The following is a 21,721-nucleotide window of genomic DNA, read 5'->3' as shown; positions in this document are numbered from 1 at the left end:
GTTCTTCACTGCTCCTTGTGGGAGAGGGCACGGACGGTGCGGGACGGGCTGGGCCGGCCCAGGTGTTCGGCCATCCACACGCTGGTGGCGGTGAGCCGGCCGAGGTCGACGCCGGTGTCGATGCCGAGCCCCCGCAGCATCCACACCAGATCCTCGGTGGCGAGATTGCCGGTGGCGGACTTCGCGTAGGGGCAGCCGCCCAGGCCGCCCGCCGAGGCGTCGACGGTGCTCACCCCGTGCTGGAGCGCCGCGAGGGTGTTCGCGAGCGCCTGGCCGTAGGTGTCGTGGAAGTGCACGCCGAGCGCGGAGACGGGGATGCGCGCGGCGTCGAGGGCGGTGAGCAGATCCCGGACGTGTCCGGGGGTGGCCACGCCGATGGTGTCGCCGAGGCTCAGCTCGTCGCAGCCCATGTCCATCAGCGCCCGGCAGACGCGGACCACCTGGGGCACCGGCACCGGGCCCTCCCAGGGGTCGCCGAAGCACATGGACAGATAGCCGCGCACATGACCGCCCTCCGCCCTGGCCCGGCTCACCACCGGCTCGAACATCGCGAGTGCCTCGTCCACCGTGCGGTTGAGGTTGGCCTTCGCGAAGGACTCGGTGGCGCTGGCGAACACGGCGATCCGGGAAGCGCCGAGGGCGAGCGCACGGTCCAGTCCCCGCTCGTTCGGCACGAGCACGGGCAGCGCCACTCCCGGCAGATCGCTCACCTGCGGGAACAGCTGCTCGGCGTCGGCCAGCTGGGGCACCCACTTGGGGTGGACGAAACTGGTCGCCTCGATCGTCGTCAGGCCCGCGTCGGCGAGGCGGCGGATGAACTCCGCCTTGACCTCCGTGGGCACCGTCGCCTTCTCGTTCTGCAGGCCGTCCCGCGCGCCGACCTCGTGGATGCGGACCCGGGCGGGCAGGCCCGGCGCGGGGACGGTCATGGGGAGCCCGTCGACCGTCATTCCGCCACCTCCCCGGACTCCTCGTGGGGGGTGATGACCGCCAGCACCTGGTCCATGGCGACCGTGGTGCCCGGGGAGACGTCCAGTTCGGCGACCGTGCCCGCGTGCGGGGCGGAGATGACGTGCTCCATCTTCATCGCCTCCACGACCAGCAGGCTCTGACCGGCGGTCACCTCGTCGCCGACCGCGACCTTCACCACCGTGACGGTGCCCGGCATGGGCGCGGTGAGGGAGTCGGCGCCCGCGTGGGCCGAGCGGCCCAGCGACGCGGTGACCGGATCGTGGTCGCGCACCTGCCAGGCGTCGCCGTCGCGGCCCAGCCAGTCACCCGCCCGGTGGAAGGTGTGGCGGACGCCGTCGAGGGTGACGGTGACCCGGTCGGCGGTGACGGTGTGGGTGCCGCGGCACGTGTGCGTGACGGGTTCGAGTCCCTGCACTCGGAGCGGGAAGGCGACGGGCTTGGGCTCGCCGCCCAGGCGCCAGCCGCTCGGCACCGAGAACGGGTCCGTCCAGCCCTCCTGGCGCGGCGTCAGCGCGTCCAGCCGCACGGCCGCCGCCGCCTCGTACACCTCCTCCGGCACCTCGGCCGGGACCAGCCCCGCCGCCTCCCGCTCGACCAGGCCGGTGTCCATGTCGCCCGCGACGACCGCCGGATGGGCCAGCAGCCTGCGCAGGAAACCCGCGTTGGTGGGCACGCCCAGCGTGACCGTCTCGGCGAGGGCCGCGCGGAGCCTGCGCAGGGCGGTGGCGCGGTCCGGGCCGTAGGCGATCACCTTGGACAGCATCGGGTCGTACAGGCTGCCGACCTCCGTGCCCTCGCTGAGCCCCGAGTCGGTGCGGATGCCGTCCCCCTGCGGCTCGCGCAGCCGCAGCACCGTGCCGCCGGAGGGGAGGAAGCCGCGCGCGCCCTCTTTGACGGACACAGTCTCGGCGCAGATCCGGGCCTCCACGGCGTGCCCGGTGAGGCGGATGTCGTCCTGCGCGTACGGCAGCTTCTCGCCCGCCGCGACCCGCAGCTGCCACTCCACCAGGTCCAGTCCGGTGACCAGCTCGGTGACCGGGTGCTCCACCTGGAGGCGGGTGTTCATCTCCATGAAGTAGTACTGCGAGGGGTCGCTGCCCGGGACGATGAACTCCACCGTGCCCGCGCCGACGTACCCGCAGGAGCGGGCCGCCTGGACCGCCGCCTCGCCCATCGCCGCGCGGGTCTCCTCGTCGAGGAGCACGCTCGGCGCCTCCTCGATGATCTTCTGATGGCGGCGCTGGAGGGAGCACTCGCGCTCGCCCAGGTGGATGACGTTGCCGTGGGCGTCGGCCAGGACCTGGATCTCGATGTGCCGGGGCCGGTCGATCCAGCGCTCGACGAGCAGCGTGTCGTCGCCGAAGGAGGCGCGGGCCTCCCGGCGGGCGGCGGCGATCTCGTCGTCCAGCAGGTCCAGGTCGCGCACCAGCCGCATGCCCTTGCCGCCGCCGCCCGCGCTGGGCTTCAGCAGCACCGGGGCACCCAGCTCGCGGGCCGCCGCGGCCAGCTGCGGGTCGCGTCCGCCGGGCACCACCGGAACCCCGGCCGCCCGGACCGTCTCCTTGGCGCGGATCTTGTCGCCCATCAGGGCGATGGCGTCCGCGGGCGGCCCGATGAACACCAGCCCGGCCTCGGCGCACGCGCCGGCGAACCCGGCGTTCTCCGCCAGGAACCCGTACCCCGGGTGGACGGCCTGGGCGCCGCTGCGCTCGGCGGCCTGCAGGAGGCGCTCCACCGACAGATAGCTCTCGGTGGCGGGCGCCGGCCCGATCCGTACGGCCGTGTCGGCCTCGCGGACGTGCCGGGCGTCGGCGTCGGCGTCGGAGAAGACGGCCACGGACCGCACGCCCAGCGCGCGCAGCGTACGGATGACCCGGACGGCGATCTCGCCGCGGTTGGCCACAAGAACGGTGTCGAACATGGTCGTGAACCCCCTCACATCCGGAAGACGCCGAACTGCGGCTCGCCCAGCGGGGCGTTCGCGCAGGCCGTCAGGGCCAGACCCAGCACCTGCCGGGTCTCCAGCGGATCGATGACGCCGTCGTCCCAGAGACGGGCGGTGGCGTAGTAGGCATTTCCCTGGCGCTCGTACTGCGCCCGGACCGGGGCCTTGAAGGCCTCTTCCTCCTCCGTCGGCCAGTCCTCGCCGCGCGCTTCCAGCTGGTCGCGCTTGACGGTGGCGAGGACGGAGGCGGCCTGCTCGCCGCCCATGACGGAGATCTTGGCGTTGGGCCACATCCACAGGAAGCGTGGTGAGTACGCCCGGCCGCACATCGAGTAGTTCCCCGCGCCGTACGACCCGCCGACCACCACCGTCAGCTTCGGCACGCGCGTACAGGCGACCGCCGTCACCATCTTGGCGCCGTGCTTGGCGATGCCGCCCGCCTCGTAGTCCTTGCCGACCATGAACCCGGAGACGTTCTGCAGGAACACCAGCGGGATGCCGCGCTGGTCGCACAGCTCGATGAAGTGGGCGCCCTTCTGGGCGGACTCGGCGAACAGGATGCCGTTGTTGGCGACGATGCCGACCGGGTGGCCGTGGATCCGGGCGAAGCCGGTGACCAGGGTCTGCCCGAACTCGGACTTGAACTCGGCGAACCGGGAGCCGTCCGTGACGCGGGCGATGATCTCCCGTACGTCGTACGGCGTGCGCGGGTCGGCCGGGACCGCCCCGTACAACCCGAACGGGTCCACCTTCGGCTCGACGGCCGCCCGCACCTCCCAGGGGACGCCCCGGCGCTCGGGCAGCGTGGCGACGATGTTCCGGACGATCCGCAGGGCGTGCGCGTCGTCCTCCGCGAGGTGGTCCGTCACGCCGGAGACCCGGGAGTGCACCTCGCCGCCGCCCAGCTCCTCCGCGGTGACGACCTCGCCGGTCGCGGCCTTCACGAGCGGCGGGCCGCCGAGGAAGATCGTGCCCTGATTCCGCACGATCACGGCCTCGTCGCTCATCGCGGGCACATAGGCCCCGCCCGCCGTGCACGACCCGAGGACTGCGGCGATCTGCGGGATGCCCGCGCCCGACATCCGCGCCTGGTTGTAGAAGATCCGCCCGAAGTGCTCGCGGTCCGGGAACACCTCGTCCTGCATCGGCAGGAAGGCGCCGCCGGAGTCCACGAGATAGAGGCAGGGCAGCCGGTTCTCGAGCGCGACCTCCTGCGCCCGCAGGTGCTTCTTCACCGTCATGGGGTAGTACGTACCGCCCTTGACGGTGGCGTCGTTGGCGACGATCACGCACTCGCGCCCGCTGACCCGGCCGATCCCGGCGATCACCCCCGCCGCCGGCGCCTGCCCGTCGTACATCCCGTCGGCCGCCAGCGGAGCCAGCTCCAGGAAGGGCGATCCCGGGTCGAGGAGCGTGTCCACGCGGTCGCGGGGGAGCAGCTTGCCGCGCGCGGTGTGCCGGGCGCGCGCCTTCTCGCCACCCCCGAGCCGGGCGGCGGCCAGCTTGCCGCGCAGCTCCTCGACCAGCGCGCGATGCGCCGCCTCGTTGGCCTGCCAGGCCTCCGACGCGGGGTCCGCCGCGCTCGTCAGCTCCGGTGCCTGGTCCATCCTCGCGGTCCCCTCACCTTGTTAATGAGCGTTAACGCATTTCCATCAGGTTAACGACCGCTAACCTGCCTGTCTAGAATCGTTTTCATGGCCACCAGAACCGACGCCCCCACCCGCCGCGAACAGATCCTCAAGGAGGCCGCCCGGCTCTTCGCCGAGCGCGGCTTCCACGGCGTCGGGGTGGACGAGATAGGCGCCGCCGTCGGCATCAGCGGCCCCGGTCTCTACCGCCACTTCGCGGGCAAGGACGCCATGCTCGCCGAGCTGCTGGTCGGCATCAGCGGCCAGCTCCTGACGGGCGCGAAGCAGCGTCTGAAGGAGGCCGCCGCGGCCGGGGGCGAGGACGGCACGGCCCCGGAGACGGTCCTCGACTCGCTCATCGAGGGCCACATCGACTTCGCGCTCGACGACCGTCCCCTCATCACCCTGCACGACCGCGAGCTGGACCGCCTCCGGGAGAGCGACCGCAAGCTGGTCCGCCAGCTCCAGCGGCAGTACGTCGAACTGTGGGTGGACGTCCTCCGGAAGGTCTACCCCGCCCTCGCCGAACCCGCCGCCCGCTCGGCCGTCCACTCCGTCTTCGGCCTGCTGAACTCCACCCCCCACCTCGGCCGCCGCGGCGCCCTGCCGGGCCGGGGGACGACGGCGGAGCTGCTGCACCGGATGGCGCGGGGGGCGTTCGCGGCGGCGGGGGCGGACGTCATCGCCGGCTGAGCGCCTGACGCGCCGCGTCGCTCACCCGCCGCGCCTCGGCCCCGGCGTTCGCCGTGGGACCAGAGGCCGTTGGCGCGGGAGAGGACGGCGGCGGGCGTGACGAGCGTTACGGCCGCCGCGCTCTGGACTCCCGTCCCTACTCGCCGGTACGGTGAGCCTGAGCAAGCGCTTAGATACGTACCGGTGGAGGTGGCGGCGTGCGCCGTACGGTGTTCAACGAGGATCACGAGGCGTTCCGGGAGACCCTGCGCGCCTTCATCGAGGCCGAGGTCGTCCCGGTCTACGACGAGTGGTTCCAGGCCGGCCAGGCGCCGCGCGAGTTCTACTACAAGCTCGGCGAGCTGGGCATCTTCGGCATCAACGTGCCGGAGGAGTACGGCGGCGCGGGCCTGGACAGCCACAAGTTCGAGGCCGTCCTCTACGAGGAGACCGCCCGCGCGGGCGTCCAGTTCGGCGGTTCCGGCGTACACGTGCTGCTCGCCCTGCCGTACATCAAGATGCTGGCGACGGACGAGCAGAAGAAGCGCTACCTGCCGAAGTTCGTCACCGGCGAGGAGATGTGGGCCATCGCGATGACCGAGCCGGGCACCGGCTCCGACCTCGCGGGCATGAAGACCACCGCCAAGCTCTCCGAGGACGGCACGCACTACGTCCTCAACGGCGCCAAGACCTTCATCACCGGCGGTGTGCACGCCGACAAGGTCATCGTCTGCGCCCGGACCTCCGCGCCGACCGCCGAGGACCGCCGCTTCGGGATCTCCCTCTTCGCCGTCGACACCAAGTCCGAGGGCTACTCCATCGGCCGCAAGCTGGACAAGCTGGGCCTGCGCACCTCCGACACCGCCGAGCTGGCGTTCGTCGACGTCAAGGTGCCGGTCGAGGACCTGCTCGGCGAGGAGAACAAGGGCTTCTACTACCTCGGCCACAACCTGGCCTCCGAGCGCTGGGGCATCGCCTTCGGCGCGTACGCGCAGGCCAAGGCCGCCATCCGGTTCGCCAAGCAGTACGTGCAGGAGCGCACCGTCTTCGGCAAGCCGGTCGCCCACTTCCAGAACACCAAGTTCGAGCTGGCCGCCTGCCAGGCCGAGGTGGACGCCGCCGAGGCCGTCGCCGACCGCGCCACCGAGGCGCTGGACGCCGGTGAGCTGACCCCCGCCGAGGCCGCCTCCGCGAAGCTGTTCTGCACCGAGGTCGCGCACCGCGTGATCGACCGCTGCCTCCAGCTGCACGGCGGCTACGGCTACATGAACGAGTACCCGATCGCCCGCCTGTACGCGGACAACCGCGTCAACCGCATCTACGGCGGCACCAGCGAGATCATGAAGACGATCATCGCCAAGGACATGGGTTTGTAAGCACCACGCCCGCACAGTGACCATGAGCCAGGCACTCGAGGATCTCCTCGATCTGCTCGACCTCGAACAGATCGAGGAGAACATCTTCCGCGGCCGTTCCCGGTCCGCCGTCGTCCCCCGGGTCTTCGGCGGCCAGGTCGCGGCGCAGGCGCTGGTCGCCGCGGGCCGTACGGTCCCCGCCGACCGCCCGCCCCACTCCCTGCACGCGTACTTCCTGCGCACCGGCGACCCCGGCGCGCCCATCGTCTACACGGTCGACCGCCTGCGCGACGGCCGCTCCTTCACCACGCGCCGCGTCGTCGCGGTCCAGCACGGCAAGCCGGTCTTCGGCCTGTCCGCCTCCTTCCAGACGTACGAGGAGGGCCTGGACCACCAGGCGCCGATGCCGCCCGCCCCCGACCCGGCCACCCTGCCGACCTCGGAGGACCGGCTGCGCGGCTATCCGCACCTGGACGCGGAGGTCGTGGAGCGGTTCATCGAGGCCCGGGCCGCGGTGGACCTGCGTTACGCCGAGGACCCGCCGTTCGGCAGCTACGGCGCGCCGCGCGAACCGCACTCCCAGGTCTGGTTCCGCACCAACGGCAAACTCGCCGACGACCCCCTGCTGCACATCGCGCTGGCCACCTACGTCTCCGACATGACACTCCTCGACTCGGTGCTGCTCGCGCACGGCCGGGGCGGCTGGGCCGTCGGTGACGTGGTCGGCGCCTCGCTGGACCACGCGATGTGGTTCCACCGGCCGTTCCGCGCCGACGAATGGCTGCTGTACGACCAGGAGTCCCCGTCGGCGTACGGCGGCCGGGGCCTCGGCCAGGCCCGCATATACACCCGCGACGGCCGCCTCGCCATCACGGTGATCCAGGAAGGCGTGGTGCGCGTCCCGCGGGAACACTGAGGGACCGGGCCGAAGATCCAGCCGCGAGCCGCTGATCGGCCGCCCGCTGCCGGCGCCCGTGCGGCAGCGCATCAGGGAGGAACTGCTCGGCGCGTGCCGGACACCGGGGCCGTACTGGAGCTGACGACCCTCGTCCCGGTCCGCGGGAGGCGCTGGTCGCCGCGGAGGCCGGCTTTCCGGGACGTGTCCACGGCGACGCGGATCGAGTGGGCCCGCGAGCGGGCCGAGCGGCGGCTGCGGGAGGTGTTCCCGGGGGCGCGGCGGGCCAGCGGGTCCACCTGGACCCCACTCCCGGCACGGCCCGGACTACGCCAGTCCCGCCTCCGCGAGGAGATACGCCGTCATCGGGTCGTAGTACCGAGGGCTGACCACGTGGTCGTCGAGCGGGACGGTCACCTGTACGGTGCCCTCCGCCTCGGCGAGGAAGAGCGCCGGGTCGTTGCAGTCGGCGTAGCCCACCGAGTCCACCCCGTGCTGACCCGCGTACCCCGCCCAGCCGTGGTCGGCGACGACCAGGTCGGGCAGCGGGCGGCCCGCGCGCTCCAGCCCGGTGAGGATGGCCTTCATCGGTTCGCCCGAGTGGGTGTGCCAGAGGGTGGCGCCGTGCTCCAGCACCGCGACGTCCGCGAACTGCATGACGTACCCCTCGTCCGTCTGCAGTCCGTCGGGGATGACGACGATCTCGCAGCCGGCGGCGCGCAGCGCGGCGGCCGTCGCGCGGTGCACGTCCAGCAGCCCGCCCGGGTGCCCGGTCGCGAACAGCACCCGCTGCTGCCCGTCGGCCGCCTTGCGCAGCCGCGCGGCCAGCCGCTCCAGGGCGGCGACGGTCAGCTGGGGGTCGATGGTGTCCTGCCCGTACCGGTGCTCGGGGTCGTCGTTCACCCCGACCCGCTCGGCCATCACGGCGAGCACGTCCTGCTCGTCGCTCCAGCGGTCACCGAGCTCCAGGCCGAGCCAGTAGTGGCGATTGCCGTTCGCCAGCTGGCGGTAGTGCGAGAGGTTGTTCTCGCGGGGGGTGGCGACATCCCCCGCGATACGGGTCCTCACAAGGTGGTCGACGAGCTCGGAGCGGCTGGGTGTCCCGGGTATCGGCATGCCTCTCATTGTGGGGCAGCCGGCGGTGTCCGGACTTGGCCTCGGGGGTGCTGGGATGTGGATCACGCCTGCCCGTTCAGGTCCTCATTCCCACCGCAACGCGAACCACAGCTCCATGCGCACATCCGGATCGTCGAGATCCGCGCCCAGCAGGGCCGCGCAGCGGGCGATCCGCTGGCGGACCGTGTTGCGGTGGACGGAGAGGGCGACGGCGGTGCGGTCCCAGCTGCCGTGCAGGGAGAGCCAGGTGCGGAGGGTCTCGGTGAGGGGTGGGGTCAGGGGGGCGAGGAGGGTGCGGGCGTGGGATTCCGCCTCGGACGGGGGGAGGAGGTCCGCCAGGGAGGGGCGGGTGCGGTGGTGGAGGAGCGGGGTCCGGGTGGCGCGGGCGCGGGTGAGCGCGCGGGACGCCTGGGTGTCCGCCGCGGCCAGGGCGTCCGCGGCGGCGGGAGCGCTGACGCCCAGGGTCCAGCCGGGGTGCGGGGCGGGGGAGTGGCCGGCGGGGACGAGGACGCGTACGACGTCGTCGGCGGTGTCGACCAGGGGGGAGCCGAGGGCCGCGCCCAGGGCGGAGGCCGCCACCGGGTCCGGGACCGTTCCCGCCTGCGGGCTCGCGTGGACGATCAGCCAGCGGTCGGTGGTGCCGAGCAGCGGGGCCACCTCCTCGGGCGGGGCGCCGAGGAGCAGGCGGACCAGGGCGGAGGAGCGGGCCGCGCCGGTACCGGTCTGGTGTTCGCCGGTGAGGAGGGAGAGGAGGACGGCGGCGACGGAGGCGATGGTGTGGTCGGCGGGGTCCCGGCGGGGGGACGCCACGCCGAGGACGAAGCCCTGGCCGGTCCCCAGGGCGTAGGCGGAGAGGTGGGTGCCGGCGGCCGTGTCGGTGGCGGTGGAGGCGCGGGCCGTGACCAGGCGGGCCAGGTTCCCCAGGGCGGACCGGGTCGCCTCGTCGGGCAGCCGTCCCGCCCCCGCGAGCTCCGCGCCCTCCGGCCCGTACAGCACCGCGCGTCCGCCGATCCGCTGGGCGAGCTGGCGCAGGACGGACGGGACCGGGTCGGGGCGGGCCGCCGCGGCGGCGAGGCTCTGCTGGGCCTCGGTCACCCGGCGCAGTTCCGCGAGGCGGGCCTGGGCCATCAGCTGCCAGACGGCGCGGGCCACGCCGGAGAAGGTGGTCTGCGGCGGGACCTCCAGGAGGGGCAGGCCGTGGGACTCACAGGCGGCGACCAGGGCGCGGGGGACCGTGTCGTGGACGGGGGCGAGGCCGAAGCCCAGCGCCGCGCCGCCCGCCTCGACGATCCGGGCGACGTAGGCGTCGAAGTACGTGCCGGTGCCCGTGCCCGCCGCCTCGGGGATGTGCACGCCCGCCGTCAGGAGCAGTTCGCCGCCCAAGAGGTACGGATAGGGGTCGGACATCTCCGAGGTGTGCGCCGTGTGGAGGTAGACACCGTCGGCGGGCGGGCCGGTGAGCTGCCGCAGGGCCAGGTCCTCGCGGGCCAGCAGGGCGGAGAGGGGGACCTGGGGGGTGGGGGGAACGGGCGGAACGGGGGGTGTCGCCTCGGTCATGGTGTGCGTTTCCTCCATCCCGTTCAGCTCCGGTGGATGAAACGTACACTTCGCAGTCTCTTTTCGGCCACCTAGGGTCGGTCGGGACCGGTGGCCGCGGGTACGGGCGGATGTCCCCGCGACCAGCCACCGCGGATCGCATCTGCACGACACGCCACCGAGAGTGCGCGAAGGAGGCCCCATGGCCGTCGACTACATCGTGATCGTCGTCTATCTGGCCGGCATGCTGGCCATGGGCTGGTGGGGCATGCGCCGCGCCAGGTCCAAGAGCGAGTTCCTGGTGGCGGGCCGCAGGCTCGGCCCCGCCCTGTACTCGGGCACCATGGCGGCGATCGTGCTGGGCGGCGCGTCCACCATCGGCGGCGTCGGCCTCGGCTACCAGTACGGGCTCTCCGGCGCGTGGATGGTCTTCACCATCGGGCTCGGGCTGCTCGCCCTGTCGGTCTTCTTCTCGGCCCGGATCGCCCGGCTGAGGGTCTACACCGTCTCCGAGATGCTCGATCTCAGATACGGCGGCCGGGCGGGTGTCATCTCCGGTGTCGTGATGTGGGCGTACACGCTCATGCTCGCGGTCACCTCCACCATCGCCTATGCCACGATCTTCGACGTCCTCTTCGACATCCACCGCACCCTCGCGATCGTCCTCGGCGGCTCCATCGTCGTCGCGTACTCCACGCTCGGCGGCATGTGGTCGATCACCCTCACCGACATGGTGCAGTTCGTGGTGAAGACCATCGGCGTGCTGCTGCTCCTGCTGCCCATCGCCGTCGTCAAGGCGGGCGGGTTCAGCGAGATGAAGGCGCAGCTGCCCACCGAGTACTTCGACCCGCTGGGCATCGGCGGCGAGACGATCTTCACCTATGTGCTGATCTACACCTTCGGCATGCTCATCGGGCAGGACATCTGGCAGCGCGTCTTCACCGCCCGCAGCGACAGGACGGCCAAGTGGGGCGGCACCGTCGCCGGCACCTACTGCCTGGCGTACGCCGTGGGCGGCGCGGTCATCGGCACCGCCGCCAAGGTGCTCTACCCGAACCTCGCCGCCGACGACGCCTTCGCCACCATCGTCAAGGACGAGCTGCCGACGGGGGTGCGCGGGCTGGTGCTCGCCGCCGCCCTCGCCGCCGTGATGTCCACCTCCTCCGGCGCCCTCATCGCCTGCGCCACCGTCGCCAACAACGACATCTGGTCCCGGCTGCGGGGCACGCTGCGGTCCTCCGCGGACACGGCGGACGAGGGGGAGCACGGCGAGGTGACGGGCAACCGGGCCTTCATCCTGCTGATGGGCGTCGCCGTGATCCTCACCGCGATCGTGCTCAACGACGTCGTCGAGGCGCTGACCGTGGCGTACAACCTGCTCGTCGGCGGGCTGCTGGTGCCGATCCTCGGCGGGCTGCTGTGGCGGCGCGGCACCGCGGCGGGCGCGCTGGCCGCGGTCGCCGCCGGCGGCCTCGCGGTGATCGGCCTGATGGCGGCCTACGGCATCCTCGCCACCGAGCCGGTCTGCTACGGCCTGCTCGCCTCCCTCGCCGCGTATCTCGTCGTCTCGCTGGCGACGAAGCCGACCGACGAGGCGGTGCTCGCCGCCTGGCGCGAGCGTCTCGCCGGACGGGCGGCACCCGAACCTGTGTCCGAAGCGGTGGCGGCTCCGCAGTAGAGTCGTATACCGGTCAGTAGCAGTGCATACGCGATGAAGCGTAAGTGCGCGACGAAAATGTAGGAAAGAAGGCATAGTCCCATGAGCAGCAACGAGACGCCCCGCGGCCCGGTCGACTCCTCCCGCGTCCCGCGGTACGCCGGTCCCGCGACCTTCGCCCGGCTGCCGCGCCTCGACGAGGTCGGCACCGCCGATGTCGCCGTCGTCGGCGTGCCGTTCGACTCGGGCGTCTCGTACCGGCCGGGCGCCCGCTTCGGCGGCAACGCCATCCGCGAGGCCTCCCGCCTCCTGCGCCCGTACAACCCGGCGCAGGACGCCTCCCCCTTCGCCCTCGCCCAGGTCGCGGACGGCGGTGACATCGCCGTCAACCCGTTCAACATCAACGAGGCCGTCGAGACCGTCGAGGCCGCCGCGGACGACCTGCTCGGCACCGGCGCCCGCCTGATGACCCTCGGCGGCGACCACACCATCGCGCTGCCCCTGCTGCGCTCGGTCGCGAAGAAGCACGGCCCGGTGGCCCTGCTCCACTTCGACGCCCACCTCGACACCTGGGACACCTACTTCGGCGCCGAGTACACCCACGGCACCCCGTTCCGCCGCGCTGTCGAGGAGGGCATCCTCGACACCGAGGCGCTCTCCCACGTCGGCACCCGCGGCCCGCTCTACGGCAAGCAGGACCTCACCGACGACGAGAAGATGGGCTTCGGCATCGTCACCTCCGCCGACGTCTACCGCCGCGGCGCCGACGAGATCGCCGACCAGTTGCGCCAGCGCATCGGCGACCGCCCCCTGTACATCTCCATCGACATCGACTGCCTCGACCCGGCCCACGCCCCCGGCACCGGCACCCCCGAGGCCGGCGGCATGACCTCCCGCGAGCTGCTGGAGATCCTGCGCGGCCTCGCGTCGTGCAACCTGGTGTCGGCGGACGTCGTCGAGGTGGCCCCCGCGTACGACCACGCGGAGATCACGTCGGTGGCGGCGTCCCACACGGCGTACGAACTGACCACCATCATGTCCCGCCAGATCGCGGCGGCCCGCGCGGCGAACAAGGAGAACGAGGGCAAGTGACCCACGACCACGACCTGGAGCTTCGTCCGACGGCCGCCCAGACGGAGGCCGCGCTGAACCCTCCCCCGGGCCGCAACGGCGGAGACCTGGTCGTGGAGACCCTGGCCGGGCTGGGCGCGACCACCGTCTTCGGCCTGCCCGGCCAGCACGCCCTCGGCATGTTCGACGCGCTGCGCCGCTCCGACCTGCGGTACATCGGGCTGCGGGTGGAGAACAACGCCGGCTTCGCGGCGGACGCGTACGGGCGCGTCACCGGAGAGGCGGCCCCGCTGCTGCTGTCGACGGGCCCGGGCGCGCTGACGTCGCTCGCCGCGCTCCAGGAGGCGGCGGCGGCCTCGGCTCCCGTCCTCGCCATCAGCAGCCAGATCCCGACGGCCGGCCTCGGCGGCGGCCGCCACGGCTACCTCCACGAACTCCCCGACCAGGCCGCGTCCTTCCGGGGCGTGGTGAAGTCCGTCCACACGGTCCGCACCCAGTCCCAGATCCCGTCCGCCATCGCCGCCGCCTGGAAGTCGGCGCTCACCGCCCCGCACGGCCCGGTCTGGGTGGAGATCCCGCAGGACGTGCTCCTCGCCGAGACCCGCCTGCCCGTGGTGACCGCCGTGGACGCGACACCCGACGACCTCCCCCCGCGCCCCGAACTGACCGCCGTAGCCGCCCATCTGCTCTCGCACGCGGCCCGCCCGGCGATCATCGCGGGCGGCGGGGTGATCCGGTCGGACGCCTCCGGGAAGCTGCGCCGGCTGGCGGAGCGGCTCCAGGCGCCGGTCGTCACCACCTTCGGCGGCAAGGGCGCCTTCCCCTGGGAGCACCCGCTGTCCCTCCAGTCCTGGCTGGAGGACCGCCACACCACCGGCTTCCTGGAGGACGCGGACGTCCTGCTGGTGGTCGGCTCCGGCCTCGGCGAACTCTCCTCCAACTACCACACGTTCAGGCCGCGCGGCCGGGTGATCCAGATCGAGGCCGACCTCGGCAAGCTGGAGTCCAACCACCCGGCGCTCGGCATCCACGCGGACGCGCGCCTCGCGCTGCAGGCACTGCTGGAGACGGTCGAGGAGCGCACCGACCCGACGGCCGAGGAACGGGTACGGGACCTGCTGCGGCGGGTCCGCGAGCGCATCGACGCCCAGGACCTCACCCTGGAGCAGGAGCTGCTGGCGTCGATCCGCCGGGCGCTCCCGGTGTCCTCGCCGTCCTTCTGGGACATGACGATCCTCGCCTACTGGGCGTGGTCCGCCTTCGACGCCAAGGGCCCCAACACCCTGCACTCCGCGCAGGGCGCCGGCGGTCTCGGCTACGGCTTCCCGGCCGCCCTCGGCGCGGCGGCGGCCGACCCGACGACCCCGGTCCTCGCGGTCTCCGGCGACGGCGGAGCCCTCTACTCCATCGCCGAACTCGCCACGGCCCGCCAGTACGGCCTGAACGTCACCTGGCTCATCGTCGACGACGGCGGCTACGGCATCCTGCGCGAGTACATGACGGACGCCTTCGGCCAGGCCACGGCGACGGAACTCACCCGGCCCGACTACGTGGCGCTGGCGGAGTCCTTCGGGGTGCCCGGAGTGCGTACGACCCCCGAGACGCTGGAGACGGACCTGGCGAAGGCGCTGGCGGCGCCGGGGCCGTCGGTGGTGGTCCTCCCGGCGGTACTGCGGATGTTCGCACCGACGCACCTGGGCTGAGACCGTGTCCTACCAGATCGCCTCGACCCACTCCGGGTGGTCGATGAACGGGTTCCGGTTCTTCTGGTAGGTGTCGTAGATGACCTGGTTGCGGCGCTCCTCGAAGGCGTCCGGCGGGTCCTCGTCGTTCCACTGCTTCAGCACCGTCAGACGGCCCATGTACGGGTTGCCGCCGTTGCTGACGCTGTCGTTGCCCTCCAGGTCGGCCCAGCCGTCCCCGCCTTCGTAGCGGACGATCATGTAGAAGATCATGCGGGCCACGTCGCCCTTGACGGCGTCGCGCGGCTCGAAGGAGTTGGAGTCGGTGAGGCTGCCACCGGAGTTGGTGAAGCCGCTGCCGCCGTTGTCGAAGTCCTTGTTGCCGCGTATGGAGTTCACCTGCACATCCTCGGGGCGGATGTGGTGCAGATCGGTGCCCGGGCCGGTCGAGGTCGTCAGGTCCCCGTGGCTGATGGCCCACACGTGCTCGCGGTTCCAGTCGCCGGCGTCACCGCCGTTGAGCGTCTTGCTGCGGGAGATGCCCGAGTACAGCAGCTTGACGTTGTTGCTGTTCGCCGGGTCCTGATCGGTGACCTTCAGCGCCTCCCAGAGCGCCGAGTAGGACAGCTTGGTCTGGCTGCTGATGATGGTGTGCAGCGAGGACTTGAGGCTGGTGCCCGTCTTGCCCACGGCGTTCTTGTAGTACGTCGAGTCGTACGCCGTCGTGGTCGCGGCGGCGGGGGTGGCGGTGAGGGCGGGACTGGTGAGTCCGACCAGAACGGCGGCCGTGGCCAGTGCCACTGACTTCCAGCGTCGGGTGCGTGTCGCCGGCATGTGGGGTCCCCTCTACGCGGGTTGAACGGAAGCGGCACCGGGAGAGTGGCATGGACATGCAGTCAAATGGGTGACAGGTGGATGTCGGTTGAATGACGGGAGTGGACAAGTCACGCCACTCGACACGAGAACGCCCCGCTCAGACCTCGCCGGGCAGGAGGTCCTTCCACTTCTCCTCGTACTCCGCCCTCTGCTCCGCGAACCCGTGCTCGAAGGCCTCGCACTCCTCGGAACCGAAGTTCCCCGAAGGGATGCCGCCGGCCGGGATGAAGCCGGCGATGCCCTGGATGAGCTCGGCGGCGGCGGTCGCCCGCGCCTCCGGCTGCCTGGCCGTGGCCTCGTAAAGATGGCCGCCCGCCTTGTCCAGCAGCCGGCGGAACTTGTCCTCCGGACCATTGGTGATCACGTAACGGGCGTGTCCCGGCTTGCCCAGCTCGGCGGTTCCGGCGCCGATACGTTCCAGAGCCCACAGCGCCGCGTAGAGCCGCCCGCACGATTCCGCGATGTCACGCCTCCGCTGCCCCACGGCGCCCCTCTCGTCGGCCCGGCGTGTATTTACCCTCTGCCGGGTCGGTCAAGCCGGGAGTTCGCCGCTTCCGATCGCCCTGACGAACGAGGACCAGCCGGCCGCGGGGAAGACCACGGCGGGGCCGTTCGGGTTCTTGGAGTCGCGGACGGGGATGCCGGTGGGGTGGTGGTCGAGGACTTCGAGGCAACTGCCGGCGTTGTTGTCGCTGTACGAGGACTTACGCCAACCACTGAGCACGGCCGCGTTCGGGATGGCGCGGTCAGTCATGAAGCCCGTACTCCTTCGCCGTGGCTCTGAGTAGAGCCAGTGAGTCCTGCAGCGACATCGCGTCGCCCAGTGCGAGATGGTAGCGATGCTGCATCTTCAGGACGGCGGACGGGGAGTCGTGAAGTCTCCCCAGGTAGCCGCCCTCGGTGTATGCCAGCGGCGGTTGGTCCTCGAACCACATCAGCGTGAGCATGCTGTGCGCCAGCGGATGATGGCCCACAGCAAACGGCATCACGTGCACGCGGATACGTCGAGTCTCGGCGAGACGCACAACGTGCATGATCTGCTCCGCCATGACGTCCGGGCCGCCGATCGGGCGGCGTAACACCGTCTCGTCCAAAATTGCCAACACTACGGGGGTCACCGGATCTTCGAGGATCCTCGCGCGCTCAAGGCGTGTGACAACGCGCCTGTCACATTCCTCGTCACTCACCGGAGGGAACGCCGCGCCCAGGACCGCACGCGCGTACTTTTCCGTCTGGAGGATGCCCGGGAAGTACGCCAGAGCGAACTCGTGGATGACCGTCGCTTGTTGTTCGAGTACGCGCACCCTCTCGAAGTATTCGGCGATCGATTCGTCGTCACCATGCGGCAGAAAGCTGCTCAGCACATCCCCCGTGCCCAGCGCCCTGTCCAGCCGCCGCGCGTCCTCCCGCGACGGCACCCTGCGCCCCGCCTCGATGTGCGCGATGTGCGAACGCGTCATGAACGCCATCTCCGCCAGCTCCTGCTGCGTCAGACCGGCTGCCTCGCGCTGCTGCCTGAGCCAATCGCCGTAGATGGTGCCCACCGGATCAACTCCCTTGTGACAAGCGACTGGTCACACTCGACCCTCTGGCGAGCCTAGCCAAGCCCCTCTCACTCTGTGAACGGATCGCCACAGAGAGCGAACGAAGGAGCTGAGGCATGGCCCGCCGCATCACCCGTCTCGTCGCACCGCTGCGCCGGCTGCTGCGCCGCCGACGGCGCCCCCGTGCCGACGTACACCGGCCGACCGTCCCCCACACCGGCCCGCAGCACCCGCGTACGACCCGCCCTGCCGTGGTCCCGGGGATCGGCCTCGGGTCGCTCGGCATGCCGACGGTGGAGATGGAGGACACCAAGTGACGGGTGACGTGAACGGGCGGCTGCTGCCCTGGACGGGGACGGACGGAAAGCGCTGCATTCTCGTGACGGACGGGACCGGCCCGCTCTCCCGCCTGGCCGACACCGTCGAGCACGTACAACTGGAGATGGCCTTCGGTCTGCTCGACCACGCGGCGGACCTCCTCGCGGACGAGCGTGCGACAGCCGCGCAGCTCCGCTTCACGCTCGCCCGCATGCATGAGGCGCTGACCGACGTCCACCGGATCGCCGTGAGCCGGGGAGCCCGGCTGCCCGCGCCCGCCCCGGAGGGCAACCGTTGGCCAGACCTGTGAGTCAAGAAGGGCATGGCTCACCTCAGACCGCGCCGTTCCCATGTGCTCGGCGCCACTCTCGCCGCCGGCGCCCTCATATCCACCGTGGCGGCCGCCGCTCCGGCAGCCGCCGCCACGACCCCCGCCGTCAGCTGCACCTCGTCGAACGCCGCCCTCGCCGAGAAGCTGAGGAAGGACATCACCGCCGCGCTCGCCAACCGCACCGGCACGATCGCCGTCGGGCTGTACGACCGGACCACGAAGACGACGTGCACCCTGCGGCCGTCCACGGCCTTCGACTCGGCGAGTGTCGTCAAGGTCACCGTCCTCGCGACCCTGCTGTGGGACGCGAAGAACCAGGGCCGGTATCTCACCGACCGTGAGACGACCCTCGCCAAGGCCATGATCACCAAGTCGGACAACGCGGCCACCAGCACCCTGTGGAAGCAGCTCGGCATGACGAAGATCAAGGGCTTCCTCACCGCCGCGGGCATGACGCAGACCAAGCCGGGCGCGAACGGCTACTGGGGCCTGACCCAGATCACGGTGACCGACCAGCAGAAGCTGCTGAAGCTCATCACCGCCAAGAACACCGTCCTCAGCGACAACTCCCGCGCCTACATCCTGAAGCTGATGAGCCAGGTCGTCTCCTCCCAGCGCTGGGGCACCCCGTACGGCGTCCCCTCCGACGTCACCGTCGCCGTCAAGAACGGCTGGCTCTCACGCGCCACGAACGGCTGGCGGGTCCACAGCATCGGCGCCTTCAAGGGCGGCGGCCACGACTACGTCATCACCGTCCTCACCCACGGCAACAGCACCATGAACTACGGCATCACCACCATCCAGAACGTGGCCAAGGTCATCCACCGCGACCTGGCCGCCGCCTGACGGGGCCGGATGAGTCCCCGGTAGAACCACCGACACCTTCCGGAGCGTCTGTCCTACGGTGCCACCAGTGACCGGGGAGCAGGGAGGGGCCGTGGAGCAGCCGAGGGCGGTGTTGGCGGAACGGATTGCCGAGCGGCGGGCGGGGGTGGGTGATCCTCGTGCGTTGGTGGGTGAGATGAGGCGTTCAGTCCTGTTGGTGCCGATCTCTGGTGGGGGCTTGTGGTCGGCGCGTTCGGGTGGGGTGCGGTGGATCTGCGGCTTCACCGACGAGACGGCGCTGGCCCGGTTCGCCCTGCACCACGGGCCGGGTGACCGGCCGATGGACTACGCGGCGCTCCTGGGCGCCCGCATCGTGGACGAGATCGTGCCGTCGCTGGGCGAGCCGGCCGGTCTGGCGGTGAACATCGCCGACGAGGACGGGTCGATGTTCTTCCCGCCGGTCACCGGGATCGTTCCGGACGGTGTCGCCGTCGACGCCGGGACGGTGCAGGAGGGGGGCGACCGTGGCTGACGGGAAGGACCTGAACTTCGACCAGGCGTCGGTGGCGAAGTTCACCAAGGGTGTGGGCGCCACCATCGATGGTCTGGGCGACCTGGGCGGCGCGACCGGTTCGGTGATGGGCAAGGGCTTTTCCGAGCTGTCGATGACGGGGATGGAGGCCGGCCACCACGGTCTGTCGGTCGACTTCGAGGACTTCTGCGAGCGCTGGGAGTGGGGCGTACGGGCCCTGGTCCACGACGCCAGCGAGATCGCCAACCGTCTGGGACTGGCGGCGGGCACGCAGTGGGAGCACGACCAGTACGTCCAAGGGGCGCTGAAGGTGGGCGTGAACTCCGTGATGGGGGGCAATCCGCACGCCTCGGAGGAGGAGATCATCCGGCAGGACTGGGGGGACGTCTTCACACCGGACGCCCTGAACCCGGACTGGAGCCCGGAGTCGTTCGACCGGGCCCGTCAGGAGATGGCACAGACCTGGAAGGACACCGGCCGCACGGTGCTGACCGAGGGGCAGGGCGGCCGGCAGTCACAGATCCTCAACGACGCGCTCGGCATCTCCGACGACCAGTGGAACCAGGCGCTGGACGACACCTTCGGCCCGTCGCCGGAGGAACGCGCCCGGCAAGCACAGCAGCAGGGTGACAACGGGGGCAACTGACCATGGGCATCGGCGACTTCATCAGTGACATCACGCCGGACTCGGTGGAGAACGCGGTCGAGGACGGTGTCGAGTGGCTCGGCAACCGGGTCGAGGACGCCGGGAAGTGGACCGCCGACCGGCTGGACGACGTGGGCTGGGAGTCCGGTGCGGACTGGGTGCGTGAGCAGTCCCGTTCGGTCGCCAACCGGATGGGCGCCGAGGTCGACGAGATGGACCTCGGGCAGACCGAGGACAAGACCAAACTGATCTACGGCAGCCCGGACAAGCTGCGCTCCACCGCCCAGAAGCTGCGAGCCTTCCAGAAGGCGTTCGACGACGCCGGCAGCGGCCTGAAAGGGCTGGATTCCTCACAGCTGAAGGGTGAGGCGGCCGAGGCGCTGCGCAAGGCGGTCAGCACCCAGCCGCCGAAGTGGTTCAAGGGCGCCGACGCCTGTGAGAAGGCGGCCGGCGCGCTGGAGGCGTTCGCCGGGACCGTGACATGGGCGCAGGGGCGGGCGCAGACGGCGATCGACAAGTGGAAGGAGGGCGTGAAGGCGTCCGAGGAGGCCGCCGACGCGCACCGCAAGAAGGTCGACGACTACAACAAGGCCGTCGAGCGCTACAACGCCCAGCCCGCCGACCAGCGCGACCCCGCCACCCTCCCGCCGCGCCCCGCCGCGACGTTCGAGGACCCGGGCAAGAAGCTGATGCAGGAGGCGCAGGACATCCTCGCCGAGGCGCGCAAGCAGCGGAACACGGCCGCGGAGACCGCCCGCAGCGCCGTGCGCGCCGCGCGGGACCTGGCGCCCGAGAAGCCGTCGTACACCGAGCAGTTGGGCGACGGGCTCCAGGAGCTCCAGATCATGGGCGACCACGTCGGCGGCGGCATCATCAAGGGCACCGCGGGCCTGGTGAACTTCGTGCGCGGGATCAACCCCCTGGACCCGTACAACCTCACCCACCCCGCCGAGTACGCCACCAACCTCAACAGCCTCGCCGCGGGGCTGGTGGTCGCCGCCAACGACCCGGTCGGCACCGGCAAGCAGATGATCAGCGACTTCATGAAGGACCCCTACGAGGGCCTGGGCCGGCTGGCGCCCGACGCCCTGCTGACCGCGGCCACCGGTGGTGGCGGGGCCGCGGTGAAGGGGGTGCGCGTCGCCGCGGACGCCGCACGCGCGCGCAAGCTGGTCGACGACGCCCCGGACGGCACCCACAACCGCCCCGACGGCGAGCGCACCACCGACGGCACCGACCCCGTCGACCTGGCCTCCGGCCGGATGTTCCTGCCCCAGACCGACCTGGCGATCCCCGGCATCCTGCCCCTGGTCTTCACCCGCCGCACCGAGTCCGGCTGCACGGCCGGCCGCTTCCTCGGCCCCTCCTGGACCTCCACCGTCGACGAGCGCCTGGAGATCGACCCGGTCGGCGTCGTCCACGTCACCGCGGACGGCCTCCTGATCACCTACCCGCACCCCGTCCCCGGCGCCCCCACCCGTCCCGAGTCCGGCACCGCCCGCACCCTCCTGGCCCGCGACGCGGACGGCGACTACACCGTCACCGACCTCGAAACCGGCCTGACCCGCCACTTCACTGCCCCGCCCGGCGGCGAACCGGGCGGCGACGGCATCGCCTGGCTGGAGCGGACCGAGGACCGCAACGGCAACGCGTGGACCATCGACCGCACCGAGGACGGCCTGCCCCTCGCCCTGGTCCACTCGGCCGGCCACCACGTGAAGCTGACCACGGCCGGCGGCCTGATCACCGCGCTGTCCCTGGCCGGCGCGGGCGAGGCGGGCACGGACCTGCCCCTGATGCGCTACGGCTACCAGGACGGCAACCTCACCACCGTCACCAAGCCCTCCGGCGCCACCACCACCTTCGTCTACGACGACCGCCGCCGCGTCACCGCCTGGATCGACTCCAACAACAGCCGCTACGACTACGCCTACGACGACCGCGACCGCGTCATCGCCGAAGGCGGCGAGGCGGGCCACGTCCAGATCACCCTCACCTACACCGACCCCGACCCCGAAACCGGCCACCGCACCACCACCCTCACCACCGCCGACGGCCACACCACCCGCCACCTCATCGACCACCACTGCCGGGTGATCGCCACCACCGACCCGCTCGGC

At 71.6% G+C, this 21,721-nt stretch carries 21 protein-coding genes; 12 read left to right on the top strand and 9 right to left on the bottom strand.

Annotated elements, in window-relative coordinates:
• Positions 1-5: 5 nt before the first annotated feature.
• From VE614_RS31485 to VE614_RS31475, 3 genes are read right to left on the bottom strand one after another with little or no spacing between them, the layout of a single operon-like run.
• Positions 6-950 carry a hydroxymethylglutaryl-CoA lyase gene (locus VE614_RS31485; RefSeq protein ID WP_324945018.1) on the bottom strand — a complete coding sequence of 315 codons (945 nt, stop codon included), beginning with the start codon at positions 948-950 and terminating at the stop codon, positions 6-8.
• The gene (locus VE614_RS31480) at positions 947-2,893 is read right to left on the bottom strand and encodes an acetyl/propionyl/methylcrotonyl-CoA carboxylase subunit alpha (protein WP_324945015.1); all 1,947 of its coding nucleotides are present in this window, start codon (positions 2,891-2,893) and stop codon (positions 947-949) included. The genes VE614_RS31485 and VE614_RS31480 overlap by 4 nt, the downstream gene beginning before the upstream one ends.
• 14 nt (positions 2,894-2,907) lie before the next feature.
• Entirely contained in the window at positions 2,908-4,524 is a 1,617-nt protein-coding gene (locus VE614_RS31475; protein ID WP_324945012.1) for a carboxyl transferase domain-containing protein, read from the bottom strand.
• Positions 4,525-4,611: 87 nt separating this feature from the next.
• Here VE614_RS31475 and VE614_RS31470 point away from each other — a divergent pair, with 87 nt between their 5' ends.
• From VE614_RS31470 to VE614_RS31460, 3 genes are all read left to right on the top strand, one after another.
• Positions 4,612-5,238 carry a TetR/AcrR family transcriptional regulator gene (locus VE614_RS31470; RefSeq protein WP_324945009.1) on the top strand — a complete coding sequence of 209 codons (627 nt, stop codon included), beginning with the start codon at positions 4,612-4,614 and terminating at the stop codon, positions 5,236-5,238.
• A gap of 197 nt (positions 5,239-5,435) precedes the next feature.
• The gene (locus tag VE614_RS31465; RefSeq protein ID WP_324945006.1) at positions 5,436-6,593 is read left to right on the top strand and encodes an acyl-CoA dehydrogenase family protein; all 1,158 of its coding nucleotides are present in this window, start codon (positions 5,436-5,438) and stop codon (positions 6,591-6,593) included.
• Positions 6,594-6,615: 22 nt separating this feature from the next.
• Positions 6,616-7,488 (top strand): acyl-CoA thioesterase II, encoded by an 873-nt coding sequence (locus tag VE614_RS31460; RefSeq protein ID WP_324945003.1) that lies wholly within the window; start codon positions 6,616-6,618, stop codon positions 7,486-7,488.
• 306 nt (positions 7,489-7,794) lie between these two features.
• On the opposite strand, the gene VE614_RS31455 is transcribed toward VE614_RS31460, so the two are convergent.
• Positions 7,795-8,583, bottom strand: a complete 789-nt coding sequence (locus VE614_RS31455; protein ID WP_324945000.1) for a phosphatase — start codon at positions 8,581-8,583, stop codon at positions 7,795-7,797.
• An 84-nt stretch (positions 8,584-8,667) separates the two neighbouring features.
• Positions 8,668-10,158, bottom strand: coding sequence for a PucR family transcriptional regulator (locus VE614_RS31450; protein ID WP_324944997.1), 1,491 nt, complete (start codon positions 10,156-10,158; stop codon positions 8,668-8,670).
• Positions 10,159-10,321: 163 nt separating this feature from the next.
• On the opposite strand from VE614_RS31450, the gene VE614_RS31445 reads away from it, so the two are divergent.
• From VE614_RS31445 to VE614_RS31435, 3 genes are all read left to right on the top strand, one after another.
• Positions 10,322-11,797, top strand: coding sequence for a sodium:solute symporter (locus VE614_RS31445; RefSeq protein ID WP_324944994.1), 1,476 nt, complete (start codon positions 10,322-10,324; stop codon positions 11,795-11,797).
• Positions 11,798-11,878: 81 nt separating this feature from the next.
• Positions 11,879-12,868 (top strand): agmatinase, encoded by a 990-nt coding sequence (gene speB, locus VE614_RS31440; protein WP_324944990.1) that lies wholly within the window; start codon positions 11,879-11,881, stop codon positions 12,866-12,868.
• Positions 12,865-14,550, top strand: a complete 1,686-nt coding sequence (locus tag VE614_RS31435) for a thiamine pyrophosphate-binding protein (protein WP_324944988.1) — start codon at positions 12,865-12,867, stop codon at positions 14,548-14,550. The genes speB and VE614_RS31435 overlap by 4 nt, the downstream gene beginning before the upstream one ends.
• 9 nt (positions 14,551-14,559) lie before the next feature.
• On the opposite strand, the gene VE614_RS31430 is transcribed toward VE614_RS31435, so the two are convergent.
• The 4 genes from VE614_RS31430 to VE614_RS31415 all read right to left on the bottom strand — a co-directional run bounded on the left by VE614_RS31430 (position 14,560) and on the right by VE614_RS31415 (position 16,949).
• Positions 14,560-15,363 (bottom strand): endonuclease I family protein, encoded by an 804-nt coding sequence (locus VE614_RS31430; protein ID WP_324944985.1) that lies wholly within the window; start codon positions 15,361-15,363, stop codon positions 14,560-14,562.
• A 139-nt stretch (positions 15,364-15,502) separates the two neighbouring features.
• Positions 15,503-15,889 (bottom strand): hypothetical protein, encoded by a 387-nt coding sequence (locus tag VE614_RS31425; RefSeq protein ID WP_324944982.1) that lies wholly within the window; start codon positions 15,887-15,889, stop codon positions 15,503-15,505.
• A gap of 48 nt (positions 15,890-15,937) precedes the next feature.
• Positions 15,938-16,159, bottom strand: coding sequence for a DUF397 domain-containing protein (locus VE614_RS31420; protein ID WP_324944979.1), 222 nt, complete (start codon positions 16,157-16,159; stop codon positions 15,938-15,940).
• Positions 16,152-16,949, bottom strand: a complete 798-nt coding sequence (locus VE614_RS31415; RefSeq protein WP_324944976.1) for a helix-turn-helix transcriptional regulator — start codon at positions 16,947-16,949, stop codon at positions 16,152-16,154. The genes VE614_RS31420 and VE614_RS31415 overlap by 8 nt, the downstream gene beginning before the upstream one ends.
• Positions 16,950-17,065: 116 nt before the next feature.
• Here VE614_RS31415 and VE614_RS31410 point away from each other — a divergent pair, with 116 nt between their 5' ends.
• The 6 genes from VE614_RS31410 to VE614_RS31385 form a co-directional block, all read left to right on the top strand.
• Positions 17,066-17,266, top strand: coding sequence for a hypothetical protein (locus tag VE614_RS31410; protein WP_324944974.1), 201 nt, complete (start codon positions 17,066-17,068; stop codon positions 17,264-17,266).
• Positions 17,263-17,577 carry a hypothetical protein gene (locus VE614_RS31405; RefSeq protein ID WP_324944971.1) on the top strand — a complete coding sequence of 105 codons (315 nt, stop codon included), beginning with the start codon at positions 17,263-17,265 and terminating at the stop codon, positions 17,575-17,577. The genes VE614_RS31410 and VE614_RS31405 overlap by 4 nt, the downstream gene beginning before the upstream one ends.
• A 12-nt stretch (positions 17,578-17,589) precedes the next feature.
• The gene (locus VE614_RS31400) at positions 17,590-18,444 is read left to right on the top strand and encodes a serine hydrolase (protein WP_324944968.1); all 855 of its coding nucleotides are present in this window, start codon (positions 17,590-17,592) and stop codon (positions 18,442-18,444) included.
• A 91-nt stretch (positions 18,445-18,535) separates the two neighbouring features.
• Positions 18,536-18,955, top strand: coding sequence for a hypothetical protein (locus VE614_RS31395; RefSeq protein WP_324944965.1), 420 nt, complete (start codon positions 18,536-18,538; stop codon positions 18,953-18,955).
• Positions 18,948-19,601, top strand: a complete 654-nt coding sequence (locus VE614_RS31390; protein WP_324944962.1) for a hypothetical protein — start codon at positions 18,948-18,950, stop codon at positions 19,599-19,601. Before VE614_RS31395 ends, VE614_RS31390 begins: the two co-directional genes overlap by 8 nt.
• 2 nt (positions 19,602-19,603) lie before the next feature.
• Positions 19,604-21,721, top strand: a 2,118-nt coding sequence (locus tag VE614_RS31385; protein WP_324944959.1) for a putative T7SS-secreted protein, incomplete at its 3' end; no start/stop codon positions are given.

The sequence above is a fragment of the Streptomyces sp. genome, assembly GCF_035645055.1.
Lineage (GTDB): Bacteria > Actinomycetota > Actinomycetes > Streptomycetales > Streptomycetaceae > Streptomyces.
Note: the sequence above shows the minus strand (reverse complement) of the source record. Positions and strands in the feature narration are given on the sequence as shown.

Excerpts from the sequence above, each read along its gene's own strand:
- VE614_RS31485 (WP_324945018.1), bottom strand. The coding sequence starts at position 950 with ATGACGGTCGACGGGCTCCCCATGACCGTCCCCGCGCCGGGCCTGCCC.
- VE614_RS31480 (WP_324945015.1), bottom strand. The coding sequence starts at position 2,893 with ATGTTCGACACCGTTCTTGTGGCCAACCGCGGCGAGATCGCCGTCCGG.
- VE614_RS31475 (WP_324945012.1), bottom strand. The coding sequence starts at position 4,524 with ATGGACCAGGCACCGGAGCTGACGAGCGCGGCGGACCCCGCGTCGGAG.
- VE614_RS31470 (WP_324945009.1), top strand. The coding sequence starts at position 4,612 with ATGGCCACCAGAACCGACGCCCCCACCCGCCGCGAACAGATCCTCAAG.
- VE614_RS31460 (WP_324945003.1), top strand. The coding sequence starts at position 6,616 with ATGAGCCAGGCACTCGAGGATCTCCTCGATCTGCTCGACCTCGAACAG.
- VE614_RS31455 (WP_324945000.1), bottom strand. The coding sequence starts at position 8,583 with ATGCCGATACCCGGGACACCCAGCCGCTCCGAGCTCGTCGACCACCTT.
- VE614_RS31450 (WP_324944997.1), bottom strand. The coding sequence starts at position 10,158 with ATGGAGGAAACGCACACCATGACCGAGGCGACACCCCCCGTTCCGCCC.
- VE614_RS31445 (WP_324944994.1), top strand. The coding sequence starts at position 10,322 with ATGGCCGTCGACTACATCGTGATCGTCGTCTATCTGGCCGGCATGCTG.
- speB (WP_324944990.1), top strand. The coding sequence starts at position 11,879 with ATGAGCAGCAACGAGACGCCCCGCGGCCCGGTCGACTCCTCCCGCGTC.
- VE614_RS31430 (WP_324944985.1), bottom strand. The coding sequence starts at position 15,363 with ATGCCGGCGACACGCACCCGACGCTGGAAGTCAGTGGCACTGGCCACG.
- VE614_RS31420 (WP_324944979.1), bottom strand. The coding sequence starts at position 16,159 with ATGACTGACCGCGCCATCCCGAACGCGGCCGTGCTCAGTGGTTGGCGT.
- VE614_RS31410 (WP_324944974.1), top strand. The coding sequence starts at position 17,066 with ATGGCCCGCCGCATCACCCGTCTCGTCGCACCGCTGCGCCGGCTGCTG.
- VE614_RS31400 (WP_324944968.1), top strand. The coding sequence starts at position 17,590 with ATGGCTCACCTCAGACCGCGCCGTTCCCATGTGCTCGGCGCCACTCTC.